Raw genomic sequence first — 17,801 nt, forward strand, 5'->3', positions numbered from 1 at the left:
ATTGCCTTAAAAAACGCTCTAAACCCCTAACAAGTCTTTTTTTACCATGATTTTTTAATGAAGGTCTTAAAAGGGGGTCAAGGCTATCTTCTTCATATAGGAGAAAATCAGCAGATACTACATATCAGTAACTATTCGGGTTAGTCATTTTTTTTTGGGGGGGGGGTGGAAGAAAAAAATTATGACTAACCCAAATAGTTACACATATTACATAAATTGTGAATTAAAGTTCACAATTTTTTTCTTTTATATTTGTGATAAAAAATGAGTAGGGTCAAATTATTATGTAAAAATATTATTATTTCCAAATAGTTATATTTATTTTTAAGTAGTGCCAGATATATGATCATGCGTTGGTATTTAATTTGCTTTGAAAATCATAGTTTGGAATCGTCCCTGTATTAACCCGGGGTGATTTTTATTAAGGTGATATGATCCGTCGTTGCTATCTATCAGGTTAAATGGTAGAAGCTCGCTAAATTTGTTTATAGCGGTTATAGAGGTGTGTATGGGTTCTAAAAAAGGTATCATGTTTGTCGGCTTGTGTGGACATTTGTCAACCACTGCGATGGCCGGGTGTCTGGCGCTTGAAAAAAAGCTGTGCCCCCCCATCGGACTGGTGACCCAAAAAAAAGCCCTTGACGGCATTTCTTTTTTCGATTTTTCGGATATTGTTTTTGGCGGATGGGATATCCGCCCTTTCCATGACCCCAAAAAGGTATTAAAAGACACTGGAATTGATGACTTCCAGGCGTTGGCGGATATTAAAAAAAAATTGAAGAAAATTCAGGAACGGGCCTTTCCTGGCATTGCCATTAATGCGGGCTGTGCCATAGATGACCTGTCGGTTAAAAAGTGTGTGTTTGTTTCTGAAAGCCTGTCAGACAGCATTGACAAGGTGAAAAACGACATTCAACGATTTCGTTCCGAAAACAGCCTTGATCAGGTCGTTGTCGTTAATCTGGCTTCCACTGAACCGCCGCTTCAAGACCCCGAGGCCCTGGGATCAATTCGGGCGATTGAGAACCTTATCAAGGAAAACCGGGTGGAAAGTGTCCGGCCGAGCCTGATTTATGCCTATGCAGCCATTGTATCCAAGTGTGTCTATATAAATTTTACTCCCTCCGAAGGCGGGCTGTCCCAGGGACTCGTGGATCTGGCGAACCAGTATCAGGTACCGTTGATGGGTTGTGATGGAAAAACCGGGGAAACCCTTGTCAAATCGGCACTGGCCCCTCTGTTTGCCATGCGCAATCTGGAAGTGATGAGCTGGGAAGGGTATAACCTTCTGGGAAACATGGACGGGCAGGTGCTGCAGAACAAAGAGAACGGATCAACAAAAATAAAAAGTAAAGACAGGCTTCTGCCGCATATCCTGGGATACCCCCCCCATTCAAAAGTCACCATTGATTATGTTCCCTCCTTGGGAGACAGGAAAACAGCCTGGGATTTTATTCACTTCAAGGGTTTTTTGAACACCGCCATGAGCCTTCAGTTTACCTGGCAGGGATGTGACTCAGCGCTGGCCGCGCCGCTTGTTCTGGATCTGGCGCGATTTGGTATCCTGGCGCTTCAAAGAGGGGAATACGGATTGATGACTCACCTGGCATCGTTTTTTAAATCTCCATGGGGGGTCGATGAGCACGCTTTGGGAAAACAGTTCCAGTTTCTGGAAGAATACTGCAGTAAGGTCAAAGAGGAATAGGAAACACCAGAATAATTTATCAGGAAATATTTGAAAGGCTGCCACGCAAAAAGTGCAAAGCCTTTCCGGATATGGTAACGGCATCATGGCTGTGCCGACTTAACTCCACATTAACCTGACCGGAATAGCCGATATCGTGCAGCGTATCAAATATTTCCTTGAAATCCATCTCCCCTTCACCGAAAAACAGATGGTCGTGTACATCTTTTTTCATGTCTTCCAGATGGATGTTGATAATATCTTCCTTAAACACCTTCAGTGTATCCGGAACGCTCTTTTCGGTTATAAAGGCATGGCCGAGATCCAGCGTAAGCTTGAAAGCAGGATGTCCAACGGCCTGTTTCAGTTTAAAAAACTGTTCCATGTTTTCAATCATCATTCCCGGTTCAGGCTCAAATGCGATAAGGACACCTGTTTCGGCCGCACTCCGGCAGATGGTACGGCACCCTTGAACAAGCCATTCCCAAGCCTGTGATTCATTGATGTCCGGGGGCTTTTGTCCCGACCAGACCGATACGGCATCAGACTGGAGCTGTGATGCGATATGGATACAATCCTGGATAAATTTGATCCGGATGTTCCGTTTTTCAGCCGTTTCCGAAACAAGGGTGGGGTCGTGCTTTACCATCGGGTTAAGCAGAAAACGGGCACCGGTCTCAATGATGGAGGAGAGGTGACAGGCAGCCAGTTTCTCCTTTACCTGGTTCAGCTGCTCTTGAAAATGGGCGTCAAAAGGGTTCAGGCTATGATGATCAATGGTAATGGCAATGCTCTTGTAGCCCTGGCTGCTGATGACGTCGATGGCGGATAAGAGGCTGTGACTGGCAAATCCGTTGGTGTTATAGCCCAGCTTAAACATGGGCCGTTTCCAGTAATTTTTCCAGGATGTCAGAGACATCAACCGTTTTTACAACCTGCGGCAGCGCAATCTGACGAACACCCTTTCCCCACAGCATGATGGCTGCCATCCCGTATCCGCCCGATGGCGGCGCTCCATGGGAACCTTTGATCAGTCCAGGTTTCAGGGGTATTTTAAACGTTTCTTTGTTCATAAACAGTTCTACCGGGTCATAACCGGGTTTTCGATGGATATCGATATGTTCTGCAAAATCGGGGGCTGCTTCCTTTGTCTCCCACCAGTAGTAGGCAAACCATTTGTCCGGATCGGAAACAGCCACAAGGTCACCGGACCTTGGGTGATCAACATGATGCGCCTTTTTCCCGTCATTGTCCAGAACCTGGTCCACCCCATCGGTGGTTTCAAGCAGTTTTTTGACCGGGTCAAGTGCTGTCCTGTCATTGATAAAAATGTGGGCCGCCTGGTGATCCACCATGGCAAACGCCCGGCTCATCTCAAAGTCCAGATATTCTTTTCCATTAATGGTGCGAACGGACAGAAAACCGTTTCTGCGCAGAATTTTGTTCGGTTCCACTGCGCCGGTAACAGGAAACAAAGAGTATTCGCTGAACAGACACAGCGTGCTTTGCTCCAGGATTCCTGCCTTTTCAAGGCTTTCCATGAAACCGCCGATCAGGCGGTCGATGACGGCCAGGTCTTCATCAACCCGCGGATTTTCCGGTCCGTACTTCTGGCACGAATAGTCAAGGTGGGGAATATAGACGGCCATAAAATTGGGCTTGTGGTTCACCACCACATTTTGGGCGGCAGCCATAATCCATTCCGATGATTTATGTGATGCAAAAGGACCCCAGTAATCCATGAGATTAAACGGCTGACCAAGGTCCCCGCACAGCTGTTCATAAAGCCCCACCGGTTTTGAATAGCACCACTGAACCAGACCTTCATCCGTATGCATGGGTTTTGGGGTAACGATCATATCGGCATGGCCGTAAAGGGTATTCTGGCAGAACAGGAGGGCGGTTTTACAATTCGAATTTTTCTCTTTAAGCCTTTCCCAGACAGGCCTGGCCTGCACCAGTGTTCGGTACTGGTCCCAGAAGCTGACCTCGAACCGGTCCCGGTCATAAAACCCGTTGGCAATGATACCGTGCTCAGCGGGCCAGGTACCGGTAAAAAAAGAGGCCTGTCCCGGGAGCGTCAGACAGGGAAATACCGGCTCCATATCGGCGGTCCGGCTTTGTGGCGCAAGCCTGGAAACATGTTCCATTTTTTGTAATTTTGCCAGCAGCGTTGGGGAGAGACCCACGATATCAAAACAGAAAAGGTAGTTGGACATCCTATCACTCCTTTCAGGTGACTTTAAAGATCCGGACACTCAGCTTTGCCGGTATAAGCAATAACAAAAGAATCGCGGATTTGTAGACTGGCACAAATCCGGAAGCGATCACTATATCAAGAAAAATAATCGACAAAAGCATGATTTTTATGGCCTGCTGAAAATCTTTGGGACGATGTTCCGTCAAAAGCGCCAGTACCCTGGTTGATAAAACCATGGAAAACACTGCACAAAGAATGACGCCGGTGAAGTTTGGCAGGATTCCGGATAAAAACAGAGCGTAGACCATCAACCACACAATCCCTGTGCAAAGTGCGCATATACCTGTCTGCACAGTGGCTTTTCCGCCGTCAACCTCCTTGCTGCTCAAGACGGTGACGCCGAAAATGTAAATACCGGTTATCAGCGGTATCATGCCCCATCCTTCAAACGGGGCAAGGGCCAACGCCATGAGCAGATTGAAATACCGGCAGGAGGCCATGAAAACAGGACCGGTAACGGAACCGTCCTTATAAAGGCCGTCATACAGCAGAATGGCGCAGGCAAGGGCCACACTCACTAAAAATGGCCGCCATCCGGCGGCAAAGGCAAAAAACAGACCCGCCGCAAGCAGCAGTATTCCCAGGCGCAAGGCGGATTTCCGGGAAATGCGGCCCGACGGCAGCACGCGCCCGGGCCTTTCCCGGACGTCAATATGATAATCAAAATAGTCATTCAGCGCCATGCCCGCGCTGAATAAGCAGGATGTGGCAAGCATCAGATAGAAAAGGGGCCATGAAAAGGCTGCCCCGGATATCATCCATCCTGCCAGGATGTCGGCTTGGGCAGTGAATATGCCCGGCAGACGGATCAGTTCCAGGTAATTTTTAACCGATCTGTTCATTTCAACCGATCTGTTCATTGGGCAACATTGCATCAATTACGGCTTTTGCCCGGGCCGAAGTTACCTGCGGTTCATCCAGATAGGGATACAGTTCAAGGGTGATGAATCCAGAATAGCCGGTCTGACGGATTGCGGAAAGGACACCGCTGATATCAATTCCGCCCTGGCCCGGGATGATATGCCGGTGTTCCCGGGTATCAGGGATATCCTCCAGGTGGTAATGGCGGGTATGGTCTTTGAGTTTGAAAACGGTTTCCACGGGGTCTTCACCGACACAGTAAAAATGACCGACGTCAAAATTCAACGCAAGATTGGGATGGCTGAATTGACCGATCAGCGCCAGATACTGATCTGAGGTTTCAATTAACAGGTCGGGCTCCGGTTCCACCAGCACGGTGATATCTTTTTCCCTGGCATGCCCGAGTATCTGTTGAAGTCCGTCAATGAACATCTGCATGGCAGTATCCCGGGGCATTCCCTCCAGGGGGCCGCCGGGTTCAGTGGAAATGGTTTTTGCACCGAGCCGGTGCGCCAGATCAATACATTTTCTGGTATAATCAATCCGTACCTGCCTGAATTCCGGATCTTTCTCAATCCAGGACGGATGGTGGAAGTCTTGAACCGCACACATCATAAAGGCGTTGAGGTTGGATATTTCAAGCCGGTTTTTTTCAAGCGTTTCCTTTATGTTAACGATATCCCCATCTGACAGATCGTCTGGCCAGGCATGGGGGGTATCGCACATGATTTCGATCCCCTGGTATCCGGCCGCTGATATCGCCTGGGCAGCCGCTTCAAAGGAAAAATTGCGAAACGCATTGGTGCTGAAGGCAAAATTCATACAAAACCAGTCCTAATTCAAGGGGTGCTCATCATGTTCCATCCTCCCAGGGCATGAACATTGACCAGCACAGGGTTGTTTTTTTCTCACATGAATAATCAAATGAGCGGCTTCCGTCAACCGTCTTGTTGAAATATGTCCAAAAAGGTAAATTACAGGCATTGATATGTCTTTTAAATAATCGGGGATATGGGGTAGTCTGTGCCATATTTTATGAAAAAAAATAAATAAAAGTGGATAAAAAAATTCGCAATCGAATCAGGCTTTAACTACCCTATGAAAAATAGATGAAATTACAGTAAGATAGAGTATGAATTCAGCGCTATGAATTTGGTATGAAATATGCAAACACGCCTTATATCATAGATTTCATTGTAAATAGTTTGCTGTAACGCTTAATTAAAGGAGGTGGTAAAAAATCAAAATAAAGGGGACAAAGTATCTTGAAGCTGGAGTGTTATTTAAAAGAAAATTTGGGGGATATTAAAAAAGACAGTGAAAGGAGAAATTGCATATGAAAATGAAAAAGGTTTTTTTATCAATTTTAGTGGTCGGGCTCTGTTTGGGTATGACAGTGCCCGCCGTATGGTCGGCCACCCCGTTCGGAGTGGACGTCACTGACGCCATTGATGACGGTCTGGACTATTTGCGCAACCAAAATGCTTTTACCGGTTCCGGCAATAGAGAAGCCAGAGGGCTCTGCCTGCTGGCGCTGTTGGAGAAGCGCGCCAGTGCCGATTTCGACGCTGCAGTGTTGGGGTATGCAAATTCATCGGCTGCTGACAAAGCGCTTGCCGAGGCTGCGGTTTTTCAGATTCTTACGGATGCAAACTACGGCGCTGCCAGAGTAAATAGCTATGGTTTCTATGCTTATTACCATGGACAGAACATGATGGCGCTGTCCTTGTATGCCAGAACCGGCGGGCCTCTGCCGGCGGGCACTGGTTTTGTTAGCTTAAGAGCGGCCATTGATAAGCTGGTCGATCAGACTATTGCAGCGCAAACACCAGGTCTACCCAGTACTGCTAATAGTGCCGGTTACTGGGGATATTCAGGCAACGGCAGCGATTCTTCCACAACCCAGTTTGCCGTTGCAGGACTGGCATCGGCCAAGGCCTATTATCTCAGCGAGGGCGATCCAGGCAGTCGCGTGGCACAGATCGATACCACACTTGCCCGGACCAGAGACGCATATGCGGCCAATCAAAGAGGTGATGGCGGGCATGGTTATCAAAGAACCGGTTATCCCAGCTCCTACCAGCAAACCGCATCGGCATTGTGGTGCAGCCTGCTCGGTGGCGCCGGCCTTAACGATGTCGCGGCGCAGAGATTTTTAAATTGGCAGTACCAGAATTACAACTATCAGACCATTTACGCCGCATATAATTCCTGGACTGCGTCCTATTATTATTACCTATGGTCATCATCCAAAGCGTACACCCTGATTGAAGATTCGGGTGCCACACCCAATGCCGGGAACATAACGACCACAGACCTGGGGACGCTGCCTAATGCACCGATCACTTTGGATCGAGCTGATTACCGACTTGCACACCGGGATCCCTTGACAGACGTGCGGGTTCCGCAACGCGGTGCGGGTGGTGCAGGTTTCTACAACGCGGAAATACCCCGCTGGTATTACGACTATGCCTATAGCCTGATGACGCAGCAGGACGCAGCCGGACGGTTTACGGCATCATCGTATCGCAATAACGGCGTTACGCCGATCAATCACGGTGTGTGGAATACCTACAGCGGTCAGGCGTATGCCATCCTGGTGCTGCAAAGATCATTGGGTGGCGCCTGCCTGGATACGGATGATGACGGGGTCTGCGATGATGAGGACAATTGCGTGCAGACACCCAATCCCAACCAGGAAGATATGGATCTTGACGGCGTGGGTGATGTCTGCGACAACTGCCCGGATACGACTAACCCCGACCAGGCGGATGCCGACGGTGACGGCGTGGGCGATGCGTGTGAACCGCCAGACATTACCGTTTGCGACGCGGATGATGACGGAGATATCGATCGGGCTGACACACTGCTGATATATAGAAAGATAGGCCAGCCGGCAAACGATCCAAACGATCCCATGGACCCGGATCGTGACAACTTGATCACCCTGAAAGACGTCAAGATCTGTCTTCGTCTTATAACTCCATAAAACCAATGTAACCACGGTCGCAAAGGTGTTCGCTCCAATATGACGGTTTCCCCCTTTGCGGCCGCATACAAATATTAAGTAAAAGATGTCACAGGCGGCATCCCAAAAAAATAGGAGGTAAGAAAAATATGAAAAAACTGAGAATGATATTATTGGCGCTGTTCTTGGTCATCGGGGTCTCCGGTACGGGCAATGCGACCATGATGACCGAACTGCTAATTGATAGTGATGGTGATGGTTATGGAGATGGTTCGATCCAGGTAGGGGACAAGCTTTTCAGCGACTGGAGTTATGAGGTAATAGACAGCTTTAATATACTCACTGGGTATGACGTCTCTATTTTTGATGTCTCCACCATCGAAGTTATCGGACTGGGTGCTGACCCCATGAATCCCGGGATCAGGTTCCAAACCGATAGCGGCGCCCCTGCATTTTCTGTAGATGATTTTAACTTGCTTGACGTTGAATTCACCTTCAAGGTGTCGGTGCTGGATCCCTTGTATCAAATTGACAGTGTTTCTCTGGCCGTTGATGGATTAATCGAGGGTGAGGATAGCAGTGTGGCTATCGGGGATGACATTGCCACGAATAGTGCAGCATTTGATCCTCTGTCTGGAGGCGATGTGACAAGTTTTGATCCGTGGGTTGCGGTCTCTTCACCAGGGCCACTTAATGGTTCGGATTCAGCGTCATTTGATCCCCTGTCGGAAATTTGGGTGAAAAAAGATATCTTTTTGGCCAGTGACGGCGGAATCGTTAATGTCAATTGGATTGATCAAAATTTCCACCAGACAGCCGTTCCAGAGCCAACCACCATGCTGCTGATGGGCGTTGGCCTGCTGGGGATTTGTGGGGTGACAAGGAAAAAAAGAGCATAGATTTCATTTTTTTCAGCCATTGATAATGACAGACGGGATGCGGTTGCAATAACCGCATCCCCTCTGTTTTTTTGTACATTAGAAATTACAGGAGCCAGGTTTTCAGCCATGACAGACAAGCAACCAGTCCAAAGAGGTCTATTGCTTCAAATTCTGATATGTTCAAGCGTAATCATACTTTTCAGTCTTCAGGGATATAACGTGACTGCTGCAAAGACCGCTTCGGTCAATATCGAGGTAAGCGCCCCGCTGCTTGATATCCACGCGGACCAGGTACCGCTCATTGACATCCTGAAGGCCATCTCCGATGAAACGGGAGTTGTCGTAGAAACAAAAGATCCGCTGGAAGACCTTGTTTCCGTGAACCTGAAAGGCGTGACTGTGGAATCCTGCCTTCAACGGCTTTTGCATCAGAAAAATTATGCCCTGACCTATACCAAGACAGGCGATGACTTTGTTCCTGTTCGCATCATGGTTTATGGTGATAGTGCATTACAGCGTTTTGAAGCCGCGCCTGCCGACCTGCCCCAGCAGGAGTCGCAAGATGACCATATGAAGAACTTCCAGCAATCCTGGTTTGCCCGGGTGGTTGAGGATAGTGACAAACTGGTGGAGCAGATTGCGGTAGAAGCCATCCAGGAATCCGATATCGAAATGGCCCACTTACGAATACAGTCGGTGAAACCGGATTCCTTCTTCTATCTGATCGGCCTGAGAGATGGCGACCAAATTCAGAATGTGAACGGAAAAACCGTCAAAACAGCCAGGGAACTTATTGACACGCTGCAGAACATTCCAGGCGAAACCCATGGCATGATCCGCATTGCCCGGGCCAATAAAAATCCCATTTATATTGAGCTTCACTGACGCATCTTCTCTCCTCAAGCCCCAAAATATCTATCTATGACGATGGTTTCTGAGCGGATACGAGCCAGTGGGGCATGGGCGCCGGCAATGTCTGGACCGATATCCGCACAAAGCCGGCAGTGGCAAGCCAGTCTTTGAGTTCCTGGTCTGAAAACACCCAGCCGTTATCGGTGGTAAGGGCCATATTGACCGCGAAAAGGGCCGAAAATTTGGGGGATGTGTGGGTGGCATCGGTCATGACATCCATTACATGGATGAGCCCCCCTGGCACCATTGCGTTATAGGCTTTTTTCAGGAGGCCTTGTATCGATTCCGGAGATTCCTGGTGCAGGACGCCCAGGATATTAACCACATCGTTATTTTCAGGAAACGCGGTGGTATGATAATCCCCGGGCAGGGTGATCACCCGATCTTCCATCTGCTGCTCCTCGATCAGTTCCTGGGCGATTTTCACAATATCCGGCAGGTCAAGAACGGTACAGGTCAGACCAGGGTATGCCCGGGCGAACAAAACGGAAAAAGTCCCTGGACCGCCGCCTACATCCAGTAACCTTTTTCTGCCCGACAGATCCATCATCGGGATTACGGCACGCCCCATCCACAGGGCCCTGGCATGCATGGACAAGACAAAGGTTCGGGTTCGATCCTCATTGTTGCCCAGGTGCAGTTGCGGCCTTTCCACAGGGCAGCCGGTTTTGACCAGCTGCGCCAGATTTCCCCAGGCCGCATACACATCCCGATTATACCGGATGGCCTCGGACAGGTCGCCCGGCTTGCCGGGTACAAGAAACGTGCTGCTGAGCGCGCTGTTGTGATATGAATCGCCTCTCTTTTCGAGAAGGCCGACAGCCACGCAGCCGTCCATGATCAGGCGGGCGCCACGCGGATTAAGTGAAAGCGTCTCTGCCAACGTATCCGACGTGGCGGCCCCAAGTTCGTCCAGTTTGTTGAAGACCCCCAGGTCCGAAGCGGTGAACAATATACATGAATCATAAAAAACACTGGCCAATTCCAGGATTCTATCGGGGTTTTGCAGCATAACGACTCCTTAATACAAAACAGGTACAAGCGAAAAAAAGTTGGGAAGGACGCAATAATGTTACGTCCTTCAGTGGGTTGCCTATCCAATGAAGATCCAAGTAAGGATACAGGCAAAAACGATAGGGATGGTGTATAAGTCAAATCTTTTCCTGGATCAGGTTGCTCAGCGAATACTTGATGCTGATGATGCCATAAGCCGTAACCAGGTCCTTTACATTGTGCAGATATCGGGCATGTGTGTGTACCCAGTACCCGTCTTCATGCTGCTTGGAGATCAGTTTTTTAATCAATTCCTCGCGCCAGTGATGCCTGACCCCCTCCTTGTCTTCTATAACATCTTCGCCGAGGGCATCCAGGCATTTGGCAAAGGTCATGTAATAGTAGTACAAGGCGTCCTGGCCGAAGCCGGGATTTTCTTCCAGTGTGTAGTTGTTTGTGATCCAGGAGACAGCGGACTTGACCCGGATATCATTTTTATCAATTTTCGCATACAACAGGCTTTTGACACCCGCATAGGTCATGGAACCGTAGGAGTGGCTTCGTTCTTTTTTATAAGTGCCTGTTTCATAGATAAAGCCGCCGTCATTTACCGCATAGGGCATATCATTGACTGATTTAACATTCTGGCAGCGCCCTAGAAATACCAGGGCTTTTTTCCAGTGCAAACCCAGCTCGACTTCCTCTTTTTCCATTTGATCCTTATTTTTAAGGGTGATTTTGGTGTAGAGGTCTTCATAATCTTCAGCAGCCTTGATGGCATCTAGGGCAAATTGCGTATTGGAAAGATCCGGCCGGTCATCACCGCCGTATCCGATGCCGCCGTAGAAGGGATTGTCCTTGTCTATCCCTTCGGTCTCGTCCAGTTGAAATTTAATCAGAAATTTTTTCGCATTTTCAATGATGGTTGCATACTTTTCCTGTTTGCTCTGGGCAAAGGCCATCAGGCAGACGGCCGTCATATAATTTCGGTATTCTTCCTTGTAGATGGAGCCGTCTGGCTTGACAAAGGTCTCGAGATATTTGAATCCATGTGCAAGGGCAGCTGTGCTGTTTTCGTCCGGATTGTAAGTCGGCTGCAGCATGAAAGAATAGAGCACGAGTGCTGTAATGGCGGGGTTGTCTTGCCATGAACCATTTGGCAATTGAGATTTCAGCAGGTATTCATGGGCCAGCTTGAGGGTGTGTTTTGATTCTTTCAACAAACTCAAATTGGGGGATGAATTTAAAGCGGTTATGAATCTCATCTGCTGTTCGGCACCCGTGCAGATGGTTGTAACGGCAAATAGTGCGGTGGCAATAATAATTACGAACTGTTTTTTCATAATGGTTGTCTTCTCCTGATTAATATTTCGAAATTTTGATCTATTTTTAACGCGGTATTGCGTTTGTTGACTTCAAATCCAAAATCCCCGCCATAGGGATTGCCGTTTTTTGCGAACAGATTGACAGGGGTTGTGGGGTCAGGCCAGACACTGATATAACTCAGTTCCAGATCACCGGCATAGCCGTGATCCTTAATAAAAAGCCCCCCGGTATAGACCCAGAGCAGGGGATCTGTTGTACTTTCCCGGTTTCGCATCAACTGCTGCAGTTCCATTTTTTTGCCGGCGGAAATGATTTCAAGTTCCAGTAAGCTGTCTTTGTAATTTTTGAGTAGTTTTTTTCTTCCGTCAGTGTCTCGAATCAAGTCAAGCATTGTTTCAAAATTCATCGGTTTGCATCCGATGAGTAACAAAGCAAAATTCAAGTCCGAGGGTTTGCAATCAACAACTTTTAATACGCTTTCATAGGTTTTCCCCTCATTTCCGACCAGAAAATATTCCAGGATTCCTTCTTTGATGGCAAGTTGTGCTTTTATCCGGATCTCTTTTTCTTTTTTGTCGATAAAAATATTATTTAATTGGATGATATTCGTATCATCGGCATTGACCGTCTGTTTGACCTCTCCGCAAACAACCGGAGCAGCAAAACTGACCGTCAAGATGAAGCATATGAGAAAAACATGATGTGTTACTGTGCCCAATGTGGTCCTCCTGCATGATTGGTAATGCCGCCATCTCTTAATTAAATTTATGCGGCAGACCGCAGCAAAAGACCGGGCCGGCCGCATGGCAAGTTTGTCAGAAAGTCTGGGTAAGTTACTCAGATCTTTCAAGCTTTGTTGTGGGCTATGCCTGGCAGTTGATATGTCAGGTCAGCCCATGGCTGTTATAGGAAAGTCTCTGTAACCTAAAGAGATCTTTCCCCCTTTGTTGTCTCGAACCTGGATGAAAAAGGGGAATCGGTCCGTAAAGCTTGTTTGGCTTTACGGGCCGATAGACAAAGAAGAAATTTGCATACTTAAATTGGGGGTTAAAGTATCTGAATGTTATATTTGCAAATACCTTGCCAATTTGAATAACTGATTTAAAAAATTTAAATAAGATTAAAAGACAAATAGTTATAAAAAAATATATCGAAGTTTGACTGAAAATGATCGTTGAAGTGATATTTTTTGGCCACTGATGGACAAAAAATACCTTATGGGATCAGATGTCATGATCCTTGCATTTTTTACGCAATGTTGACCGATGCAGCCCCAGAAGCTGGGCTGCATTGGCCTGATTGTGGTTTGTTCGATCAAGTGCTTCTTTGATCAATATTTTTTCAACTGATCCTATCACATTTCCAAAGATGGCCTGATCGGATTCCTTGCTTTTTAACAGCATTTCGAATTGATTTCGTACCGCCATATCCAATGGTTGGATTGCGGAATCATCCCCCACCTGCGGATAATCTGAATTCAACTCAAACGCGTATTCCGGAAGAACGTTTTCCCTGGAAATAACCATGGCACGTTTGATCTGATTTTCAAGTTCCCTGACATTTCCCGGCCAGTCATACCCGGCCAGCCGTTCCATGGCTTCTCGGGTCACTCCCCGTATTGTCCGTCCCAGATCCACACTGCCTTTTTGAATAAAATGATCGACCAGCAGACCAATGTCTTCACGGCGCTCCCTCAACGGGGGCAGGTGAACATTAATCAAGTGAATACGATAAAACAAATCTTTTCTGAAACGGCCGACAACCACTTCTTTAAATAAATCTTTATTCGTAGCGGCAATAATTCTTGCGTCGGCTTGTATGGGCGTGTTGCCGCCAATCCTTTCAAAAACCTTTTCCTGAAGCACTCTGAGCAGTTTAACCTGTAGGGAAAACTGCATTTCTCCAATCTCATCCAAAAATATGGTGCCGCCCCCGGCAAATTCAAACTTGCCGGGTTTTCGATTCTCAGCGCCTGTAAAAGCGCCTTTTTCATAACCGAACATTTCCGCTTCAAGCAGGTTTTCAGGCATGGCGCCACAATTAACGGCAACAAACGGCTTATGCTTGCGTGGACTGTTTTCATGGATGGCCCTTGCTACCATTTCCTTACCGACGCCGCTTTCTCCTGTAATCAACACGGTTACATCCTGAGTTGTCAGCAGGCCGATCATTTTAAAAACTTCCTGCATTGCAGGGCTGTTACCGATAATCTGCCCCAAGGCGGCCGGGTTGCCCGGTGTTACATCTTTTTCGGTCAATTCAAGGTTTTTTTTCCCTTGCAGTATTCGTTTAATGATGGCGTGGACCTTCTTCAGGTCAAGCGGTTTGCCAAGGTACTCATAGGCGCCCAGTTGCATGGCTTTAATCGCAACGTCCATGGCGCCAAAGGCAGTCATGAAAATAACCGCGGCATCGGGTTCAGCCGAGCGGATTTCCTTAAGAAGATCGAGCCCGTCTTTTCCTGGAAGCCGGTAATCGAGAAAAACAATTTCAGGCCGGTGTTCTTTGATCAGTACCATGGCGCTGTCAGCATCTCCGGTTGACAAAGACACGTAGCCTTCATCTTTGAGAAATGTCTCAAAGGCAATACGAATCATCTCTTCATCATCAACGACCAATATTGGTGTCATCCGGTATCATTCTCCTTTGGCAGGAAATGAGATTAATGCCTTAGTGCCGTTTTTACCACTTTCTTCCCGGTTCTTCAAAGTAAGGCTGCCACCGTGTATTTTTATGATTTTACGGCTGATGTTAAGGCCGAGCCCCATTCCTTCCGGTTTGGTAGTGAAAAAGGGCTGAAAGAGCCTTTCCTCACTTTCAACGTCAATACCAAGTCCAGAATCTTCAATGATGACTTCTACAGCGTCGTTGGCGTTGATCCGGGTCGTAAAAATAATTTCCCCTCCCTTTGGCATGGCATCCTTTGCGTTTAGTACGAGGTTCCATAGGACGCTTTTTATTTTCTCAGCATCCATCAAGATTTCCGGGAGATGTGGTGAGAAATTTTTTTGAACTTTGATGTGCTGGGCGTTGAGGCTTTGCCCTGCTATGTCAATGACCTCATTTAGCACCTTGTTCGGATTATGTTTTTCAAGATGCAATTTTCCGGGGTTGGCTCTATCGATGATTTCCTGAATGATACGATCCAGGCGGTCGATTTCCTTAACCAGTAAAAGAAATGTTTTCTCATCTTCCGGACGGTCTTTCAGCCGTTTCTGAAGCACCTGCCCGAACATCTTGATACTCGTCAAGGGATTGCGTATTTCATGGGCCAGCCCTGCTGCCATCTGGCCAGCCGTAGCCAGCTTTTCGGATTCGACCAGTTGCTTTTCAAATGCTTTGACCTGGTCGATCATATGGTTGAAGGAGATGCCCAGTCTACCGATTTCATCAATGCCGTTGACCTCGGCTCTTTTGGTGAAATCCCCCAGCGCAATTTTTTCGGTCACCCCGGCCAATGCCTCAACAGGTGCCGTGATCGTCCTGGCAATGATATAAGCGATAACGGCCATGGTCAGTATCCCGAACAAACAGATGCACCCGAGACCGATAATGATACCGGTTCGCAACTGCGCCATATCACGTTTCGGCATCCAGATGGAAAGGAATGCAAGGCCGGTATCGGTTAGAACGAGCGGGTTGATGACGGTTCGGTATTGCTCCCCATTAAAATTAAGATCCATCTCTTCAAAATCTCTGTTTTTATCACCTTGAATCAAGAAACGAAAAGCGGACAGGTCCGTGTCAGTGGGAAAAGTACTTCTGATAGTGCGGCCGTCCTTGTCAAAAAGAACAATATCGGATTTGATGATCTCTTTTATCTGGTAAAGTACCGCAGGATTCAAAATATAGCTTGATTTTGATACGGCGCTGGCCACCTGTTCCATTTGGGATTTTAGAATCTGATCCAGATAGCGGGTGATGAGGTAGGCTGAAAACAACCATGAAAAAATGGAAGTGATGGCAAATAATAATGTAAAGGGTAAAATAATTCGGTAAAGAATCCTTTTGGGCTTGAAACTGAACACGCTCGGTCTCATGGAAGTAAGCTGTTATTCGAAATCTCCTTCAACTTGCATGTAAAGACAGCGCTTGCAGGCAAGGTTGCCCGGGAAGGGTTTGTTCAATTCCAGTCGCAATTCGTGAACGCCGGAAAACAAACGCAGCAGGAAGTGAAGATCCGGTCCGGCCGCACCCTCCATGTCCGTCCCCACAAAAGGCCAGAAAAGCGAGAGAATTGGATGAATGTCCCTGGAAAGGAGCCAGCGCACCCCTTCAAGGTTGGAGTGCAGCGCGGTTTCCGGATCCTTCAGCGTATTCTCGAAAACCATTTCGGCACCAATGACAAAAGCTGTATGCACATTGGTTTTTCCGAAAACAGATACGGCTTGCACCAGGGAGTTTTCCCACATGTCGCGTGTGAAAAATTTAGATTTGCCGGGGCATACGTGCTGCCAGACCTTGCGGTCCCAGACTTCCAGATTGAAACAGACCCCGTCGGCACCGGCTGCCTTTAATTCTTTCAACCGGCTGGGGGGCAGAGCCTGGGAGCCCACAGCCAGATAGACATCCTTTGCAACATCCCGAAGGCCGCTAACGATACTCAGGTAGCGGTCGGCTTCCAGCTCCGGGTCAAGCATGGATCCGCCCGTGAGATAAAGATGTCTGGCGCCGGCCTCAATGCCCTTGGAAACGGCCTCGGCAGCATGCTTCATGCTAAGGGGGGGAATGGTTGCCTGTCCTTCTTTCTGGCCAAGCGCACGGCTGCGCTCATCCGGCAGGCCATACCCACAAAAAGCACAACGGTAAGAGCGTTTGTTCCGGATATCGGACAGGTTGCTTTCATTTCGGGGGGTACTCCAGTATTCGCATGCGGGTGTCAGGTTCAACACCATCATATCCCCATGTTGATTCAGGCCGCAGGCATTTAACGGCGTACCGTCCGATGCAGTCTGGTCGTGCCATATAGGACGATTGGCAAAAGAAAATTGAATGAAAGGCGCCCCTTCGTCGAGAAGCAGAAAAGAGAGTCCTTCCTGATGTTTAATCGTGAAGGGGCTCTCTTCACTGCACCGCAGTCTGACAAGAGATCCGTTTTCCAGTTTCATTAAATAAGGCACCTGAACCTTGGATCCGTCCGGCAGAGTATGGGGTCGAAAATCGGGAAGAGCTGTCCGGGCGGCTTCAACCATCAAGGGGTCGAAGCGAACTCCGATGGATAAAAGGGCAGTCTTCATTACAACAGCTGGAGGCAGTGCAGGATATTGCCGGGTTAGCCGGGACAAGGTTGTGGTCACTTTTTTCTCCTTTGGTCTATTTGTCGGTGGCCGGTCTGACTTCAAAAATTTCATAATCCACAAACGGAGTAAACGGTTGGTTAATTTCATGAAGCCGCTCAAGATCCGGAACTTCAAGCAGCGTGAAGGAACGGGACTGATCTGTTGCAACATAATCCGCGACAATTATCAAATCCTTGGGCGGTGCGGCGTAGAAACGTTCTAATTCAGCATGGAAGGCGTTTTGCTGGTCCTTGTTCAGCGCTTTCATTCTACTGACTTGCATGATTTTCATGTTTATCTCCCAGATGTTCCATGGTTTCATTCAATACCAAAGGAGATTCGGTATTGCGGTCAAGTGGTTGACGTTTTATAAATTTATTTTCCTAAGTATTTTATTGAATCTTCATTAAATAGTCAACCTGGCCTCTCAGATTCCACAGGGAGATTGCATGAAAAATCATTAAACATTTGACTCAAATCATGCCAAGTTATCTTGGATAACTTTCTACCAAGTATCTGCTGATTTTCTATTTTGTTGGCTTTATAGAAGCTATTGAATGTCACCCTACTTCTATTGTACAAAAATTTGAAAAAATGGTCTTATGTTAATAAGCTGTAAATAAAGGATTGAAAATGA

Annotated in this window: 15 protein-coding genes; 4 read left to right on the forward strand and 11 right to left on the reverse strand. The window is 47.6% G+C overall.

What is annotated here, in order from left to right:
- Nucleotides 1-508 precede the first annotated feature (508 nt).
- A complete protein-coding gene (locus AB7U36_RS06320) occupies nt 509-1,705 on the forward strand; it encodes an inositol-3-phosphate synthase (protein ID WP_428158948.1) in 1,197 nt (398 codons plus the stop codon).
- A gap of 19 nt (nt 1,706-1,724) precedes the next feature.
- On the opposite strand, the gene AB7U36_RS06325 is transcribed toward AB7U36_RS06320, so the two are convergent.
- The 4 genes from AB7U36_RS06325 to AB7U36_RS06340 are packed head-to-tail and all read right to left on the reverse strand — an operon-like array spanning nt 1,725 to nt 5,627.
- The gene (locus tag AB7U36_RS06325; protein WP_428158949.1) at nt 1,725-2,564 is read right to left on the reverse strand and encodes a sugar phosphate isomerase/epimerase family protein; all 840 of its coding nucleotides are present in this window, start codon (nt 2,562-2,564) and stop codon (nt 1,725-1,727) included.
- Nucleotides 2,557-3,903 (reverse strand): alkaline phosphatase family protein, encoded by a 1,347-nt coding sequence (locus tag AB7U36_RS06330; protein WP_428158950.1) that lies wholly within the window; start codon nt 3,901-3,903, stop codon nt 2,557-2,559. The genes AB7U36_RS06325 and AB7U36_RS06330 overlap by 8 nt, the downstream gene beginning before the upstream one ends.
- Before the next feature lie 13 nt (nt 3,904-3,916).
- Nucleotides 3,917-4,804, reverse strand: a complete 888-nt coding sequence (locus AB7U36_RS06335; protein WP_428158951.1) for a UbiA family prenyltransferase — start codon at nt 4,802-4,804, stop codon at nt 3,917-3,919.
- Entirely contained in the window at nt 4,788-5,627 is an 840-nt protein-coding gene (locus AB7U36_RS06340) for a sugar phosphate isomerase/epimerase family protein (protein WP_428158952.1), read from the reverse strand. Before AB7U36_RS06340 ends, AB7U36_RS06335 begins: the two co-directional genes overlap by 17 nt.
- A 514-nt stretch (nt 5,628-6,141) precedes the next feature.
- On the opposite strand from AB7U36_RS06340, the gene AB7U36_RS06345 reads away from it, so the two are divergent.
- The 3 genes from AB7U36_RS06345 to AB7U36_RS06355 all read left to right on the forward strand — a co-directional run bounded on the left by AB7U36_RS06345 (nt 6,142) and on the right by AB7U36_RS06355 (nt 9,539).
- Nucleotides 6,142-7,794, forward strand: a complete 1,653-nt coding sequence (locus AB7U36_RS06345; protein WP_428158953.1) for a thrombospondin type 3 repeat-containing protein — start codon at nt 6,142-6,144, stop codon at nt 7,792-7,794.
- Between the two features lie 128 nt (nt 7,795-7,922).
- The gene (locus AB7U36_RS06350; RefSeq protein ID WP_428158954.1) at nt 7,923-8,672 is read left to right on the forward strand and encodes a PEP-CTERM sorting domain-containing protein; all 750 of its coding nucleotides are present in this window, start codon (nt 7,923-7,925) and stop codon (nt 8,670-8,672) included.
- A gap of 201 nt (nt 8,673-8,873) precedes the next feature.
- Nucleotides 8,874-9,539 carry a hypothetical protein gene (locus tag AB7U36_RS06355; protein ID WP_428158955.1) on the forward strand — a complete coding sequence of 222 codons (666 nt, stop codon included), beginning with the start codon at nt 8,874-8,876 and terminating at the stop codon, nt 9,537-9,539.
- A gap of 34 nt (nt 9,540-9,573) precedes the next feature.
- Here the strand turns inward: AB7U36_RS06355 and AB7U36_RS06360 are convergent, their stop codons facing one another.
- The 7 genes from AB7U36_RS06360 to AB7U36_RS06390 all read right to left on the reverse strand — a co-directional run bounded on the left by AB7U36_RS06360 (nt 9,574) and on the right by AB7U36_RS06390 (nt 17,456).
- Entirely contained in the window at nt 9,574-10,578 is a 1,005-nt protein-coding gene (locus tag AB7U36_RS06360; protein ID WP_428158956.1) for a methyltransferase, read from the reverse strand.
- Nucleotides 10,579-10,717: 139 nt separating this feature from the next.
- Entirely contained in the window at nt 10,718-11,902 is a 1,185-nt protein-coding gene (locus AB7U36_RS06365; protein ID WP_428158957.1) for a prenyltransferase/squalene oxidase repeat-containing protein, read from the reverse strand.
- Nucleotides 11,899-12,561, reverse strand: a complete 663-nt coding sequence (locus AB7U36_RS06370; RefSeq protein WP_428158958.1) for a YdjY domain-containing protein — start codon at nt 12,559-12,561, stop codon at nt 11,899-11,901. The genes AB7U36_RS06365 and AB7U36_RS06370 overlap by 4 nt, the downstream gene beginning before the upstream one ends.
- Nucleotides 12,562-13,108: 547 nt before the next feature.
- Entirely contained in the window at nt 13,109-14,515 is a 1,407-nt protein-coding gene (locus AB7U36_RS06375) for a sigma-54-dependent transcriptional regulator (RefSeq protein WP_428158959.1), read from the reverse strand.
- Nucleotides 14,516-14,521: 6 nt separating this feature from the next.
- Complete coding sequence (locus AB7U36_RS06380) at nt 14,522-15,925, reverse strand: ATP-binding protein (protein WP_428158960.1); 1,404 nt, start codon at nt 15,923-15,925, stop codon at nt 14,522-14,524.
- A 12-nt stretch (nt 15,926-15,937) separates the two neighbouring features.
- Nucleotides 15,938-17,182, reverse strand: coding sequence for a radical SAM protein (locus AB7U36_RS06385; protein ID WP_428158961.1), 1,245 nt, complete (start codon nt 17,180-17,182; stop codon nt 15,938-15,940).
- A 16-nt stretch (nt 17,183-17,198) separates the two neighbouring features.
- Complete coding sequence (locus AB7U36_RS06390) at nt 17,199-17,456, reverse strand: DUF3303 domain-containing protein (RefSeq protein ID WP_428158962.1); 258 nt, start codon at nt 17,454-17,456, stop codon at nt 17,199-17,201.
- Nucleotides 17,457-17,801 lie beyond the last annotated feature (345 nt).

It is taken from the genome of Desulfobacter sp. (assembly GCF_050177295.1).